This window comes from Lactobacillus xylocopicola (genome assembly GCF_033096005.1).
In the GTDB taxonomy this organism is placed as follows: domain Bacteria; phylum Bacillota; class Bacilli; order Lactobacillales; family Lactobacillaceae; genus Lactobacillus; species Lactobacillus xylocopicola.
The window spans coordinates 308,870-322,752 of sequence record NZ_AP026803.1 but is presented as its reverse complement, the minus strand read 5'-3'; the positions used below and the strand labels follow the sequence as shown (position 1 = coordinate 322,752).

At 39.6% G+C, this 13,883-nt stretch carries 18 protein-coding genes; all 18 read right to left on the bottom strand.

The features are described from left to right. Nucleotides 1–2: 2 nt before the first annotated feature. The 18 genes from R8389_RS01605 to R8389_RS01520 all read right to left on the bottom strand — a co-directional run bounded on the left by R8389_RS01605 (nt 3) and on the right by R8389_RS01520 (nt 13,875). Nucleotides 3–398 (bottom strand): PTS sugar transporter subunit IIA, encoded by a 396-nt coding sequence (locus tag R8389_RS01605; RefSeq protein ID WP_317637769.1) that lies wholly within the window; start codon nt 396–398, stop codon nt 3–5. 30 nt (nt 399–428) lie between these two features. Then, nucleotides 429–1,247: a PTS system mannose/fructose/sorbose family transporter subunit IID gene (locus R8389_RS01600; protein ID WP_317637768.1), complete on the bottom strand. Its 819-nt coding sequence runs from the start codon at nt 1,245–1,247 to the stop codon at nt 429–431. Continuing rightward, nucleotides 1,234–2,145, bottom strand: a complete 912-nt coding sequence (locus R8389_RS01595; RefSeq protein WP_317637767.1) for a PTS mannose/fructose/sorbose/N-acetylgalactosamine transporter subunit IIC — start codon at nt 2,143–2,145, stop codon at nt 1,234–1,236. The genes R8389_RS01600 and R8389_RS01595 overlap by 14 nt, the downstream gene beginning before the upstream one ends. A 10-nt stretch (nt 2,146–2,155) precedes the next feature. Then, complete coding sequence (locus tag R8389_RS01590; RefSeq protein WP_317637766.1) at nt 2,156–2,644, bottom strand: PTS sugar transporter subunit IIB; 489 nt, start codon at nt 2,642–2,644, stop codon at nt 2,156–2,158. Nucleotides 2,645–2,813: 169 nt separating this feature from the next. Further along, nucleotides 2,814–3,977: an SIS domain-containing protein gene (locus tag R8389_RS01585; RefSeq protein ID WP_317637765.1), complete on the bottom strand. Its 1,164-nt coding sequence runs from the start codon at nt 3,975–3,977 to the stop codon at nt 2,814–2,816. 20 nt (nt 3,978–3,997) lie between these two features. Beyond that, complete coding sequence (locus R8389_RS01580) at nt 3,998–4,714, bottom strand: GntR family transcriptional regulator (RefSeq protein ID WP_317637764.1); 717 nt, start codon at nt 4,712–4,714, stop codon at nt 3,998–4,000. Between the two features lie 234 nt (nt 4,715–4,948). Then, complete coding sequence (lacB, locus tag R8389_RS01575; RefSeq protein ID WP_317638226.1) at nt 4,949–5,467, bottom strand: galactose-6-phosphate isomerase subunit LacB; 519 nt, start codon at nt 5,465–5,467, stop codon at nt 4,949–4,951. Nucleotides 5,468–5,536: 69 nt separating this feature from the next. Further along, the gene (gene lacA, locus R8389_RS01570) at nt 5,537–5,965 is read right to left on the bottom strand and encodes a galactose-6-phosphate isomerase subunit LacA (RefSeq protein ID WP_317637763.1); all 429 of its coding nucleotides are present in this window, start codon (nt 5,963–5,965) and stop codon (nt 5,537–5,539) included. A gap of 23 nt (nt 5,966–5,988) precedes the next feature. Beyond that, complete coding sequence (locus R8389_RS01565; protein WP_317637762.1) at nt 5,989–6,744, bottom strand: DeoR/GlpR family DNA-binding transcription regulator; 756 nt, start codon at nt 6,742–6,744, stop codon at nt 5,989–5,991. 281 nt (nt 6,745–7,025) lie between these two features. After that, a complete protein-coding gene (locus R8389_RS01560; protein ID WP_317637761.1) occupies nt 7,026–7,952 on the bottom strand; it encodes a phosphate/phosphite/phosphonate ABC transporter substrate-binding protein in 927 nt (308 codons plus the stop codon). Between the two features lie 45 nt (nt 7,953–7,997). Beyond that, a complete protein-coding gene (locus R8389_RS01555) occupies nt 7,998–8,138 on the bottom strand; it encodes a hypothetical protein (protein ID WP_317637760.1) in 141 nt (46 codons plus the stop codon). A 135-nt stretch (nt 8,139–8,273) separates the two neighbouring features. Further along, entirely contained in the window at nt 8,274–8,627 is a 354-nt protein-coding gene (locus R8389_RS01550) for a hypothetical protein (RefSeq protein ID WP_317637759.1), read from the bottom strand. 162 nt (nt 8,628–8,789) lie between these two features. Continuing rightward, nucleotides 8,790–9,389 (bottom strand): ATP-binding cassette domain-containing protein, encoded by a 600-nt coding sequence (locus tag R8389_RS01545; RefSeq protein WP_317637758.1) that lies wholly within the window; start codon nt 9,387–9,389, stop codon nt 8,790–8,792. An 11-nt stretch (nt 9,390–9,400) separates the two neighbouring features. Further along, nucleotides 9,401–9,985 (bottom strand): hypothetical protein, encoded by a 585-nt coding sequence (locus R8389_RS01540; protein ID WP_317637757.1) that lies wholly within the window; start codon nt 9,983–9,985, stop codon nt 9,401–9,403. Between the two features lie 3 nt (nt 9,986–9,988). Continuing rightward, a complete protein-coding gene (locus R8389_RS01535; protein WP_317637756.1) occupies nt 9,989–10,804 on the bottom strand; it encodes a hypothetical protein in 816 nt (271 codons plus the stop codon). A gap of 45 nt (nt 10,805–10,849) precedes the next feature. Then, entirely contained in the window at nt 10,850–11,278 is a 429-nt protein-coding gene (locus tag R8389_RS01530; protein WP_317637755.1) for a choline-binding protein, read from the bottom strand. Nucleotides 11,279–11,395: 117 nt separating this feature from the next. Further along, nucleotides 11,396–12,268, bottom strand: a complete 873-nt coding sequence (locus tag R8389_RS01525; RefSeq protein ID WP_317638224.1) for a helix-turn-helix domain-containing protein — start codon at nt 12,266–12,268, stop codon at nt 11,396–11,398. Nucleotides 12,269–12,474: 206 nt separating this feature from the next. Then, entirely contained in the window at nt 12,475–13,875 is a 1,401-nt protein-coding gene (locus tag R8389_RS01520) for a zinc ribbon domain-containing protein (RefSeq protein WP_317637754.1), read from the bottom strand. Between the last annotated feature and the right edge of the window lie 8 nt (nt 13,876–13,883).

Here is a 13,883-nt window from a genome sequence, read left to right as displayed (position 1 = left end):
TTTTACATTTTAGCCAACATTTCAGTCACATCAACCATACCGGCCTTACCGGCGGTAAGGTAATCCGATTCCATGCCATTCATTTGACTGTTGAGCCATTCAATTACCAGCGGTAAATTCATGCCCGAAATCAGGTGAATCTTTTGACCGTCCATAATCATTCGACTTACAACATTGGCAGGCGTTCCGCCCATCAGGTCGGCAAAAACCGTTAGATCTTCAGGATTCATCCCTGCAGTCTGCTCTTCAAATTTCTTTTTGAAATCTTCTGGTCCTTCAGAAGGTAATAAGCAAACCGTGCGAATATGCTCCTGTTCACCCATAATCAGTTCAGCACTGGCTTTTAAGCCTTCTGCCATTGTTCCGTGACTAATTAAAATTAATTCTTTTTCTGCCATGTGAATACTTTCTATAATTAAACTGTCTGCCTACATTTTGGCAATCACGCCAGTTCCGCCAAGAATGACACAGAGGACTAACACAATTAAGATCGCCTTGGTTGAGGTCATTCCCTTCTTACCTAGTAGCCAATAAACAAATGCCACGACTAAAGCTGGCAGCAGTTTTGGAATAATCATATCTAAGTTGTTTTGGATATTCATCGAAACCTTGCCGATTTGTGGTACCCAGGCAAATTTAATATTAACCATCGTCGCTACTAAAGCACCGACCATGAATACACCCATAACTGTAGCTGAGTCTGTTAAAGCATTTAATTGGTCCCGCATATCCGTAACCAGTGACACACCTTGCTTATAGGCAAAGTGCAATTGTTGCCACCGGAACACACAGATCAAGAGGCAGGCAACTACCCAAATGACAACGCCAATCGGATTGCCTTGAGCGGCCATTGAAGCAGCTAAGGCACCAAAGATAGTTGGAATCAAGGAAGCAAAGATCGAGTCGCCAATAGCGGCAAAGGAGCCCATCAAACCAACTTTAACACTGGTAACAGTGTCCTTACCCTTAATTCCTTCATTCTCTTCAACCGCAAGGTCAATACCCGTGATAATCGTGTTGAAGAAGTTGGAAGTGTTGAAGAACTGCATATGCGTCTTCATCATTTCTCTTAATTCAGGGGTATCATCACCATAGATTTTCCGCAATTGTGGCAAAATTGTGTACAGGTAGCCACTGTTCTGCATTCTTTCATAGTTCCAGCCTAACTGGTAACCAAACAGAGACCTCCGGTTAATTTGTTTAAAGTCATCATCTGTCAACTGATATTTTGGTTTAGAGTTCGTCATCAGTAATCTCTCCCTCATTATTAACATCTGAACTTACATTTTGACTTACTACCTTTTGGCCAGTACCACCATTGCCACCGATAATACTCTTATAGTGTAGAATTGCTAAAGCAAGTCCAATCATTGCGATTGCTAGCATTGGCAAACCAACAAAGGCAGTTGTAAAGCCCTTGTTAACAGCTGAGACGCCAGCGCCCAAAGCTTGCAGGCCAGAAAATAGAACTGAGAACAGAGTCGTTACCGTAAAACCAAGAATTAAGTATGCTGCATGTTTCTTGATAGGTAAGTAACGCAGCAAAATTGCAAAACCAACAGCTGGTAAGGTTGCCCCAGCCACTGTTAGACCAGTGCCAAGCCACATTAAGTCACCGTTTAACGCATTGGCAATCGTTTGGACTAACTTTTGGCCAAAAGCTAAAGCGATAAAGACTGGAATAGCACGTGATAGTGACCAAGGAAGGGCACCATAGAGAACATTGCGTTCAACCGCCTTGTAATTAATGTGGTCTTGATCAATTAAGTGATCAATCCGGTGTGAAAAGTAAGTATTGGCAAACCTGGCCAAAACATCTAATTCAACCATAATTGCGGCAACTGGGACCGCAATTGACGAGATTGCCGTTTGTGGACTCATGCCCTTAACACTGACTGAAAAGGCTGTTGCCAAGACCGTCCCGGTCGTTGCATCAATTTTTGAAGCCCCACCGAAGGTACCAACACCTAAAACCATCAACTGCATTGAGGCACCAATCACTAAACCGGTACCCATATCACCCATAATCAGGCCAGCGATTAGCCCGGCTCCCACTGGAGTGTTTAATGATGAGTATATTTGTAACTCATCGAGAATTTCTAAACCCGCATACAAAGTAAGCAGTAATATTTGCCACCAAGCCATTTTCTTCCTCCTACTTCATCTTTTCATCAATCAGCTTCATCAAGTCGTGTGCATCAACGCTCGGATTAACCTGAGCAATTAGCTTCACGCCTTGGTCAGCAATCTGCTTAAAAACTTTCGCGTCAGCCGCCGTGATATTAACTTGTTTGGTCAACTCGGTAGTGTCGTCTCCCTTTGACATATTACCAACATTGATCGTATCAAGCTCAACACCATCATTGACCAAATCCAGAAATTTTTCTGGCCGCTTGCTAACAATGAACACCCGCTGCTTACCATAGCGATTATTCTTCAAATGATCAGCAGCAACTTCTGTTGGTAAGACACTTAATCTAGTTGTCATTGGTGTAGCCATTCTCAGACCACTCTTTTGGATATCATCCTGAGCTGCAGCTTCATCAAGAACGATAATTCGTTCTACCTGCAACTTCGGTGTCCAAAGATTGGCTACCTGGCCATGAACCAAGCGCTCATCAACTCTTGCACCCACAATATTCATATATCTTCCTCCATATCTTCTAAGGAAATCTAGATATTATATAAAACGCTTTCACAACTTCATAATAAGGTACCAACCAATCTTTGTCAACCTGTAATCAGGCCCAATTAATCGGGAAAACAATAGTTTGGTTGGCTCTTCTTTATTAGCGCTTATTTATCTTATTATTCTAAAACTCGTGTATAGTTACGCCCTTAACGACGCGGTTAACAGTACCCGTTGGGGACGGCGTGTCTGGCTTATTGCCGACTTTTATTGACGTCAAAAGTGCAATGGTCTGCCCAAACATCACGTCCGGTAGAGCCAAATAGGCATCTGGCAGGAGCTTTTGATCAGCAAACATAAATGACTTACCAGTAAAGTTTTGGCCGCTTTTTTCTTGGCCTACTGCCATTACTAACGGTACAATCTGGTCATCCTTAATTTCATTTAAAATGTCCAAATCATACTGTCTGGTGTAGGAATTATTGGAAACGAAGTCAAAGACAATGGTCTTTTGATTTAAGAATGATTTCGGGCCATGACGCAAGCCCATTGAAGTGTCGAACAAAGCAGCAACTTCGCCGGCAGTTAATTCCAAAATTTTTAACCGCGTTTCTTCAGCTAAACCGCCAAAACAGCCACTACCAATGTAACTAATGCGGTCAAAGTCTGTATCAACAATGGCTTGAATTTCATCCTCACGCGCAATGACGCTCTCGCCCATCTTGGCAATCTGCTCAATAATGCCCTGCTTTTGGTCATCTGCCAGTCGGTCGAAGACAAGTAAAGTAGCTAGACTCATACATGAAAAAGAGCCAGTCATCGCAAAGCCTTGATCCAACGATTTTTCAGGCATTAACAGGACTAGACCGGTCGAATCGTCTTTGAGGTCCTGTGCTAACTGTCCTGCAGGAGCACAGGTAATGGCAATCTGATACAAGTTTTTGACCAGTTTTTTGGCTAATTCCACGCTAGCTACCGATTCAGGCGAATTACCACTACGTGCAAAGGAAACCAGGATAGTTGGTGTATCTGGTTCTAGGTAGTCTTCAGGTGTAGAGACGATTTTGGTAGTGTCAATCGCTTCAAAGTTATACTTGCTGCGATCACCATGCTTTTGCAAGTATGGCATAACCATATTGCCCACGTAGGCACTGGTTCCTGCACCGGTAAAAATCACTCGCACCTTGCCCCACTTTTGATTAATTCCTGTCAAAAATTCATCAATTTTCGTCTTTTTTTCTTGATAAATTGACCAAGTTTCACGCCATAGTTGCGGTTGTTGGGCAATTTCACGGGTAGTGATTTTAGCACCCATCTTGGTTAATTCCGCATCTGTTTTAGAAAACATTTTTTTCTCCTGTTAATAAACTAAAGTAACTTATTATATTGTCTTGAGCGGTAAATAAACTTATCGCCCCGTGCCAATGAAATCGTAAATTCAACCGGAACATTTTTATCATTAATGGTTTTACGGAAAATCTTCAAACTTGATGAACCCATCTTCTCATCTAGATAGGAGCTCTCCTCTTTATTTAGACTAACCGCTTGCACATCCTCAAAGGCCATCACACTAATTTGATTGTATTTACGCTTTAACACGCCATAAAGTGTTTCTTCCTGCAAATCAGCCATCTTTAAGTCCGGAAAAAGTTTTTCTGGCAGGTAGGTCGTGCTGTAAATCCGCGGCTCATTATTAGCTAACCGCAAACGCACAAGCTTGTAGGCACGCTCATTAGCTGCCATGTTTAACTGTTCCATGATATGCTGACTGGGAACAACTAATTCCAAACTCCGATTCTGCGTAGTCGCCTTCTGACCAGCGCGCGTAACTTCCTCTGAAAAAGAATACATACCACCAATATTGGGTTGGTTTAGAAAAACACTTGAAACAAAAGTCCCCTTACCATGAAGCCGATAAATTAATCCACGCTCTTCTAGCTCCTGCAAGGCCAACCTGATTGTATTGCGGCTAACGCCATATTTAACCAGTAATTGCCGTTCACTAGGTAAGCGCGCATTTGGTTTCATTTTTCTGATCTGTTTTTCTAGGTCAAAAATAACCTGCTGATAAAGCGGTTTCGGCATTGACCCACCTCCTTTTTATAACTGGTTGATACCACTTATGAGTGTAGCAAAGAAAGCGGTTAATTGCAATTTGATTCAAACTTTTTTTGTACTTCTTTCACTATTTATGGCACATAATTATCTCCCTTAGTCGTTTGGTCTGATAGACGATATTCATTCGATTAATATAAATAAAAGAGCCGTGATCAACTTCATGGCTCCTTGTGCGATTAAATTTTATTTTTGCTTTATTTTTTAGTCGTGATATACGCCTGCGGCCCACTTCTTATTTTCCTCATCAAAGAAGTGAGCGTTATCTTTTTGATTTGGGTTGGGCTTAGCAATACCATCAATCTTAGTAATTAAGGACCGATTACGGCTAGTCGGGTGATACTCTGCATTCAAAAATGAATCCACAATATCAAAAATGAAGTCACGTCCTAAAACAATACCGCCAAAACCCAAAACATTGGCATTTAATTCTCGCCGCGCATATGCTGCTTGAGTAGCATCTCCTACCATGGCAGCACGAATACCTTCGTTTTTATCAGCCGCCGTTGAAATGCCAATCCCAGTGCCGCAAAGAACGATACCTAAATCCGCCCGACCATCAGCAACGTCTTCAGCCACACGTTTACCATAAATTGGATAATGTGTTCTTGAGTTATCATGCGTACCTTCATCAATCACACGGTAACCTTCATCTTTTAAATGGTCAGAAAGAGCCATTTTTACTGCAGTTACAATGTGATCATTACCCAAGGCAATAATCATGTGCTGGTCAATCTTGGCATCAACAAATTCTGGCTGTGGTCTATCATGATCTAACATTTTCAAACCTCCTTAAATCATTTCTTCTAACATGTTTAGGCGAATTTGGTGGCGACCACCAGCATAATTTGTATCTAAATAATGCTGAACAATTGAATACGCTAACTTTTCGCCAACAATTCCACTACCAAGTGCAATCGCCTTAGCACCATTGTGCATCGCGGTCATGTGAGCGGTTCGTTCTTCATTAACATTAGCCGTAACCATTCCTTTGACCTTGTTTGAAGCCATCGCAGAACCCACGCCATATTCATCGAACATCACGGCCTTTTTAATACCGTTGTCTAATACTTCACGAGTTACCTTTAAGCTTGAGTCGACAAAGTCTGCCGCTGCTTCCTCGGTCACATCTAGAACCTCATATTGATGATCTTTCAAGTATTTTTTAACTTTTTCTTTCAAGGCAAAACCCGCCTTATCGCTGCCAATGACAACCTTCATAGTTGAAACTCCTCTCCGTAAAACTATTTATAGACAGTCGTATACTGACTGTAATGTTTTTCTAGTTCAGGCTCAATTCCGCGGTTAGTAACTAGTCCATCAACCTTATGCAAATCATAAAAATGATGAAAGTCGCTGTGATCCAGCTTGGAATAATCCGCAACCACAAACTTAATTTGTGAATGATCTAATCCAATTCCTTCGGTCTGGCCCTCCTCCAAGTTAGCTGTCGTCATAGAAGCATCTTTAATACCATTGACCCCCACAAAGCCGGCTGAAAATGACATTGTTGCCAATTCACTATTTGCCAGCGCCCCCAAAAAGGCACCGCTGATTCTCCTGTAAGAGCCACCAATCATAATTAGGTCATAGTCTTGAGCACTATTTTTGGCAACTTCAAAAACCGGTAGCGAGTTGGTCACAATTCGCAGATGCTTAACTTTAAGGTTGGCAACCATTAACTCTAAAGTCGTTCCAGGCCCCACGTAGATTGAATCATTTTCATGAATCAGGTTGCAGGCGCGCTTAGCCACTTCCAATTTTTCTTTACTATGGATTTCACGCTTTTGCTTGTAGCTCTTTTCGATGCGAGTTTGATCGGATAAGAGTTGGGCCCCACCATGAACGCGCAAAATTTTGCTTGCCCGATGCAGTTCATTAAGGTCCCGTCTTATGGTCATATCAGAAACCTTTAGCGTTTGCGCCAGTTCATCTACAGTTACAAATTTTTGCGTATTTACAATCTGTAAAATCGTCTTAAGTCTTTCACTTTTTAGCATGGTTACCTACTTTTAAACTAGATTAGCAACTAACTTCATTATTTAGTATAAATGTTCTTTTGTGTTTGTCAATGTTTGAATATGTTCAATAATGCCAAAAGGTTTAGTTTACTTGCTACACTTTCTACCTATATGCTTAAGCTTATTAAACCATTTTTTATGCTTTTACCAAATACAGAGAAACACATTTAGTCTTTTTCGTGTAATGTAAACAACAAAAAGCACATTATTTTGCTTCTACAAATAGTGTGCTTCCCATTAACAATTTATCTTAACCAATATTATTTAACCGTTTCGGCGATCTTTTGATATTTGCGAACAATATCATAGTCGCTATCTTTAGCTCTAATATAGCCTTCCTGGTCATAAACGCTCTCGATTACTTTCTTACCCTCTTTTGACTTGCCGATGGCAATGAAAGCCCGGGCAAGTTTTTCTTTGAAGGCTTTGGACATACTAGGTAGAACCGAAATAGTGTCATTAGGAATAGGACGTGTATAATAAATTGGCACAACTTGGGACTTAATCTTGGGGTTGTCACGCAAGACATTGTTACGCGCATCTTCAAAAACGAAGGCTGCATCAGTGTCCTTATTCAAAACATTGAGTACACCTTGATCATGTCCAGTAACGGTAACAAGTTTGCAGCTACGTTTAACATCCAGTCCCTTTTGTTTTAACTCAGCAATTGGAAAAATATAACCACTAGTTGACGTCGGACTTTGAATGGAAATTGACTTTCCTTTCAAGTCCTTCCAACTCTTAATTGGTGATCCCTTGCTGACTAAAATTTCCGACCGCAAAGTATGAACGAGTTCCTTGGTCCAGGTGCCACTTGGTGCTTTCAAGCCGTAACGCTCAGATTGGAGCAAAACGTCAGCGGCATTTTGCTTGTGGGCTTGGACATAAGCATCTGCTGGCAAGAAGCCAACGTCAACCTTTTTTGATTTCATCGCTTCGATTACTGCATTGTTATCAGTCGAAACTGTAACGTGAACGGGAATTCCCAGACGTTTTGATAGCATTTTCTCTAGCGGTTTAGCGCGCGCTTCCATTTTATCGGCAGCTACACTAGGGACAAATTGCACATTCAGCGACGTAGGGGTATCGCTTTCACCCTGTTTTTTACCGGAATTTGAGCAGCCGGCAAGTAACACTGTGCCCAGCACCGCAATGGTTCCAACTAAAATTTTCTTGAACTTCGGCATCTTAATCCTCCTAGCCCGACAAATTATGTGAGCAATAAAAAAGACTTAACATTTATCACAAAAGTGATAAACATTAAGTCTTCTATTAACTGCAATCATTAAAACATTAAGCGATTTTTTGAAGTGATAAAAAGCAGCCGCTACCATGCTCAACATAGCACTTGAACCAATAATTTCATTGCTCATTGTAGCGCCTTCCTTTCTTCGCCCAAATAATCTAATAAATAATAACACATAGTTGCTAATTATGGAAGCTACTTTTTGCTTTATACTAATAGACTTCTTTTTCAGTCGTACTGAAGTATTTGTTATTTTAATTTCTTAGCTTAAATCATTACCAGCGGCACTGTTAGCTGACCACAAATCCTGCACCCCTGAAACTGCACCAAGATAATATTGCTCACTTTTAATCCCCGTGATTTCACTAAATTTTTGAGCCAAAGCTGGTTGGCTCAGATGTGACCAAACTCGTAGATTGATTTGATCAGCTGGCTGTATCCAGTAACCTAGTTGCTTTAATTCCGGGTATTCTGTTACATTAAGCGTCAGCCCATTTTTTAGCGAAAAGATGTAGGTTGCACTCAACGGAAAAATCTTTTGTCCAAAAACTTTATTCTGTTTTTCTTGGTATTTTTCAAATAAGCCCTTGGTTATTTGCTGGTTAGACGAATTCATATTAAGACCTCCCTAATTAGGGCAACTATAATATCATCGTCAGCTTAATGCAAGTATTTTCTAATATTTTTAAAATACTTTATCAAAAAAATATTTCAATAATACCCGCTTTACCGGTAATTTGCGCCAACAAAAAATGAATTACACTCCGGCTTTTACAGTCTATTCATCACTAAGAGTGCCGTTTATCAATTGCAAACGTTGATCATAATTGATCTCGTCGATTTGATCATGACTAGCTACTATTACCGTTTTATTTTCTCGCTTCAAGTTATTTAACAAAACAGCAAACTGTTTGATACTCTCTTGATCGATTCCCCGTGTTGGTTCATCCAACAAAATAATATTTTGATCTTCCATTACGGCTTGAATAATACCAACTTTTTGCCGCATTCCCACAGAATACTTTGCGATTGCCTGAGTATCATCAGGATCAAGGTCAAAATGCTGGAGCAAATCTTTAGTCTTCTCCTCATCAAAACGGTGTTTGAGATCACCCAAGAAACGCAAATTAGTCATCGCCGATTCATATTCCAAAAAACCGGGATTTTCAATTAAAGCGCCAACGATATCTTCGTTACCGCTAATCACTTCACCGCTATCTGCCTTCAATAGACCTGTAATAATTTTAAAAATAGTCGATTTTCCCGAGCCATTAATACCAGAAATGTGAATTAATTCACCGGGTTCTGCGGTCAAAGAAACCCCTTGTAATACCTCTTTACGCCCAAATGATTTTTTTAAGTCTGTGATTTTTAACATAACATACCTCCTTAGTATCCGCCATAAATTTTATGTATTGCCCGATATAAAGGATCATATAATGGACTATAAAATATTAACAACTTTTCTTCGACATAGAAATTATACAGTAAGCTCAAAATAATCACCGCAAATAACAAAAGATATGGATGTGGAATATTATAAGCTCCTACTAATAGCCAAGCCAAAAATAAAAATACTCCGATGTGTAGTAGAATTATGCCTGATCCAACTATTGGGCTACCATTTCTGAACAAGGGCCAACCAGTTAATAAATACGGTACACACAAGCCAACTACAAATATGCAACAATATACTATTGCCAATCCCATTAGCTTCATGACCATTTGTTCCGTTTGCCGGCGAACCCCGACAAACAATCGAATACGCCGAAAAGGTAGTATTTGGCTGTACAACAATACTAAAACTATAGGCTGAAGGTACAATGGAACAAGACTGCGGTTAATATAGGCATTAACTACTTCCATATCTTTAACATCATTATTCGTTATAGTATAAAAACCACCCCATAAACCGAGTGCAATGATTAAAAGTCCGATTAATATCAGACGGAAGCTTGTTCGTTTAACTCGCATTACTTACCCCTTATTCACCTGTTGTTTTTGCCACAGCTTAATCAGTACTAGTGCAATCAATAAGTAGATAACAACAGCAAGCATATAAGCTAAAATACTATTTATAGGTTGATATTGGACCGAAGAGTTCTCTTGTCCTGGTGAAATCAATGTATAGAAAAAGCTGGAAATTGAAAGAACTTGCAAGGCTTTGCTACCTTTACTACCAAGTATTGGCAGAATAATCAAAAGTAGACCAGTAATCGGACCAATTGTTAAAATCAGCGCGTTCTTTTTTACAAAGAGACCTATCCCAAAAACCAGAAGGGCAAAGATTCCCCAGCCGATCGCAGCTAGAGCAATATAAGAAATTATATATACTAAGCTATTAGATGAAAAATATGTGTTACCAGAATTGCTCAAGAAAGCACTCTTTACCTTATATACAAAGGGGTAGTAAAACCAATTAATCAAAATCAGTTCGTACAGATTAGTTAATAGGGATAGACTCACAGCTCCTAAAAAAGTGTGCTTGATTCCCTGCTTAAAAAAACCAAAGTAATTTATTCTTTGCTGGACATTACTAAACGTATTATTATTTTTTAGATAAAGATAAAAACCCGCACCTGCGGACGACATTAACGCCATCTCAGTAAGATCCACAATAACACTTTCATGGAAGCCACCAGGTTGCACACTCAAAAAAAGATACAAAGCTGATTCCAAACCGGTGCCTTGTGGCTTTACATCATTTTTTATAGCCGCAAACACGTGCCACGTTATTAATAATGCGTACAATACCAGTGCAATGATCGTGATTTTTTTAGTTCTTTTTGGCATTAATTTTTAACCTCGGCTCTCTTAACACAGATGATAAATTAAAAACTACTTGTGGTCTGAACTAAAATGCAATTTCACTCTACTTTTATTAGGTTCTATACGTTTGGAACGGACATCCGCATAATAAATGTAGCGCTTTTTACCTGTGTTTTCTCCAGCATAGGTGGTTTTATTCTTTTTTAATTTGGTAAAAGAAGATCGAGGTGAAGCCTTACTATTAATTAGTCTTACATTGTAACCTGTCCAATTTGGAACGACATCACCATTAAATGATGCGTCATTAGAATTGGTTTTTTTAACGTTGCCGGAGCCATATGAACTCCATGTCCCATGAGCAGCGACAGACTCAGGTGTAACCGTCCACGTACCCTTGCTTTTCTTAGCTGCACCCACAACTGACGCACTGCCCAATGCCAATACAGTTGTTGCAGCAATCATACTTTTACCCCAAACATGTTTTTTAAAAAATGACAATTTAATTCCTCCAAAAATAAATATCTTAAATAAACAACTTTATAAATATAGCACAAAAAATAAAGCCAATTTTGGTTTTTCCCAGTTTTGGGAAGCTATTTTTGATTAATATAGCAATTAATCTTCATAAATACTTTTTATCTGTGAAAAAGCCCGTTGGAACTGCTTGTTCAATGGCTGCATACCAAAAAAATCCAAATCAGCGAATATTTTTTGGACTTGTGTCTCGTTTTTATCGTCAATATAATTCAGCAAGCAGTGCATGAACTTAATCCTAATCTTTGCCAGCGAATAATAGTCTATATTCTTCAACTTACTTATTGTTGACAGCAATTTATGCGCTGGTTTCGGATCCTTCTTTATTAAAGCAAATACCAGATTGAGCAAACCATTTATAATATAGGGATACCAGTCGTTAGCAGAGAGATTTTCGTCTTTAATAAACAAGATCAAGTCTTCAGCGTAAGAACTTACATCAGCAGGTTCAAACAATAAGGCCGTATTTACGAAGAAAAAAATACTTTCAAAACCCCAATAGTTATTCTCTGCAACTATTTTTGAAAAATACAATTTTAACTTAAGTTGCGCTATCTTGGGAAACAAATTTTCTGCAGTCAAGTCTTGATAATAATTGCAGGCTATTGCAGCTTTAAATAAATTAGCCTTATCTTGGGGATCCAGCTGATAATTTGCGACTGCTTTAACAGCATGTTCCTTTAGGATGGCTACTTCATTGCTATCGTGAGCTTGGTTAACGGTTTGAACGATTGTATCTAAATCTGGAAAAATATTTTTCTGGATAAATTCGATCGGTTGAATATTATTTTCCACCAGCAAACTTAAGACCTGCTCAAAGGATAAACTTCCTTTACCAGTTTCCCAACGTGCAAGTCCTGATTTAGAGACTATCCCTGCAGCTGCTTCAACTATGCTTAAGCCCTTTTGCCTTCTGATTTGACGAAATTTTGGTCCGTAGCTTTCTTGGTGCATCAAAAAACCCCATTTTTTCATTTGGCTAAAATATTAATATTTTTACTTAAAATAATCAACCACTAAAGTAGTTTTAACTTGGCTGCCTAGCTCATCTAAAGTTACCAATAACTGCCCACAAGAAAAAGCCTGTCAACTCAAACTTGAAATGACAGGCTTTGATTTTATTAAGTAAGCAACTTGCTTTTTGCTAAAAATATTTACTCCTAATTATCGTACTTCTTGTCGCTAATCACCTTACCATTACCAATTGACTTAATCTTTTGCTTACCATCATCCTCATCACCGACTTGGTGGAACAGACCGCCCGAGTAGAGCAAGACCTGCTTATGCTCATAATCATCATGTTCAAAGGTATAAGTTATCTTATACGTAACGCTACTACAGTTATTAGGAGCTGGTGCAATTGAGACGATGCTACACTCCATTGAAAAATCAATAATTTCATCACTATTTCTAAACTTGGCCTCTTGTGTGTGCAGATCCTGGTAGCCTTTGTTCTCCGCACCGCCGATAAAGGCATCTTCGTCTGGAGAATTAAAGTTGTCCTGTAAGATACTCTCTGCATCATCCTGGCTGATTAGTCCGGGCCATTCTGGCTTAATGACATTACTGCTACTATCATCGTCATCATCGAAGCCTAAATCATCATAATTAACCATTTTCGACTTAATGGTTTTTCCTGCGATTGTAGCTTCAACGTAAATCTTCATATCAGCGGTTGCAGGATATTCTTTGAAATTTTTAGCACCTCTTCTGTTTAGTATCCCGACTTTCTTGTCATTTATATAAACAGCGGCGCCCGGCATGCTTTTAACCATAAAGTTGACCGTCTTAATGTCCATATTAATGGCTTGGTTGGAATCAATCAGCATGCTCTTGTCAGCAGATAATTCATGGCCAGAGGCAATAGACTTGACTACGATATGATACTTGCCTGGAAAAAGCGGCGTAATCTTCTTATAATATTCCCCGCCGCTGCCATCAATACCACCAAATTTTTGACCGTTAACATAAATACTGGAATTGGCGTGATTAGTCTTAATCTGCGGGGTGTAAGTCTTGAATTGCAGCTTGTATTTGGGGAAAAATAAGAAGTAATGACCACTCCTGACCAGACTAACGTCGTCAGACTGATCACTGTATTTAAGGTCATCCGCCATTTTATTTGCTTTTTCATAATTTTCTGCATAATACTTCTGCGTCGGCTTCAATGCCGCATCCGTCACATGCACATTCGGGTTATCAGAAGTAACGTACTGGCTCAAAGACTGACGTGGATTCTTCAACGCTGCGTTTATCTGTGCAAGCTGGTTATTGCGCTGATAATGGTTGGATCCCCAGGCATAAAAGATAACAAAAACGACTACCAGAGCAGCTAGACTACTCAAAATAATTTTGCTTTTCTGCTTCATTGGCGGCCGCTTCTTCGCAACCGTTGCTTGTTGCTGGGTTACAACTGGTTGCGAATTGGTTGCTCGCACGTTCTTGGTACGATGCGCTTGATTTGCTGCCTTCACCTTGAGTTGCTTCCCACAATTGGGACAGAACTCCGCCTTAGCGTCGACCTTTTGACCACAATTAGGGCAAAATTGACTTTCATTCATTCTCTTCA

Coding starts and splice junctions, on each gene's coding strand:
- R8389_RS01535 (WP_317637756.1), bottom strand. CDS start 10,804: ATGCCAAAAAGAACTAAAAAAATCACGATCATTGCACTGGTATTGTAC.
- R8389_RS01550 (WP_317637759.1), bottom strand. CDS start 8,627: ATGAATTCGTCTAACCAGCAAATAACCAAGGGCTTATTTGAAAAATAC.
- R8389_RS01525 (WP_317638224.1), bottom strand. CDS start 12,268: ATGCACCAAGAAAGCTACGGACCAAAATTTCGTCAAATCAGAAGGCAA.
- R8389_RS01585 (WP_317637765.1), bottom strand. CDS start 3,977: ATGTTTTCTAAAACAGATGCGGAATTAACCAAGATGGGTGCTAAAATC.
- lacB (WP_317638226.1), bottom strand. CDS start 5,467: ATGATTATTGCCTTGGGTAATGATCACATTGTAACTGCAGTAAAAATG.
- R8389_RS01520 (WP_317637754.1), bottom strand. CDS start 13,875: ATGAATGAAAGTCAATTTTGCCCTAATTGTGGTCAAAAGGTCGACGCT.
- lacA (WP_317637763.1), bottom strand. CDS start 5,965: ATGAAGGTTGTCATTGGCAGCGATAAGGCGGGTTTTGCCTTGAAAGAA.
- R8389_RS01555 (WP_317637760.1), bottom strand. CDS start 8,138: ATGAGCAATGAAATTATTGGTTCAAGTGCTATGTTGAGCATGGTAGCG.
- R8389_RS01605 (WP_317637769.1), bottom strand. CDS start 398: ATGGCAGAAAAAGAATTAATTTTAATTAGTCACGGAACAATGGCAGAA.
- R8389_RS01580 (WP_317637764.1), bottom strand. CDS start 4,714: ATGCCGAAACCGCTTTATCAGCAGGTTATTTTTGACCTAGAAAAACAG.
- R8389_RS01565 (WP_317637762.1), bottom strand. CDS start 6,744: ATGCTAAAAAGTGAAAGACTTAAGACGATTTTACAGATTGTAAATACG.
- R8389_RS01595 (WP_317637767.1), bottom strand. CDS start 2,145: ATGGCTTGGTGGCAAATATTACTGCTTACTTTGTATGCGGGTTTAGAA.
- R8389_RS01590 (WP_317637766.1), bottom strand. CDS start 2,644: ATGAATATTGTGGGTGCAAGAGTTGATGAGCGCTTGGTTCATGGCCAG.
- R8389_RS01545 (WP_317637758.1), bottom strand. CDS start 9,389: ATGTTAAAAATCACAGACTTAAAAAAATCATTTGGGCGTAAAGAGGTA.
- R8389_RS01540 (WP_317637757.1), bottom strand. CDS start 9,985: ATGCGAGTTAAACGAACAAGCTTCCGTCTGATATTAATCGGACTTTTA.
- R8389_RS01560 (WP_317637761.1), bottom strand. CDS start 7,952: ATGCCGAAGTTCAAGAAAATTTTAGTTGGAACCATTGCGGTGCTGGGC.
- R8389_RS01600 (WP_317637768.1), bottom strand. CDS start 1,247: ATGACGAACTCTAAACCAAAATATCAGTTGACAGATGATGACTTTAAA.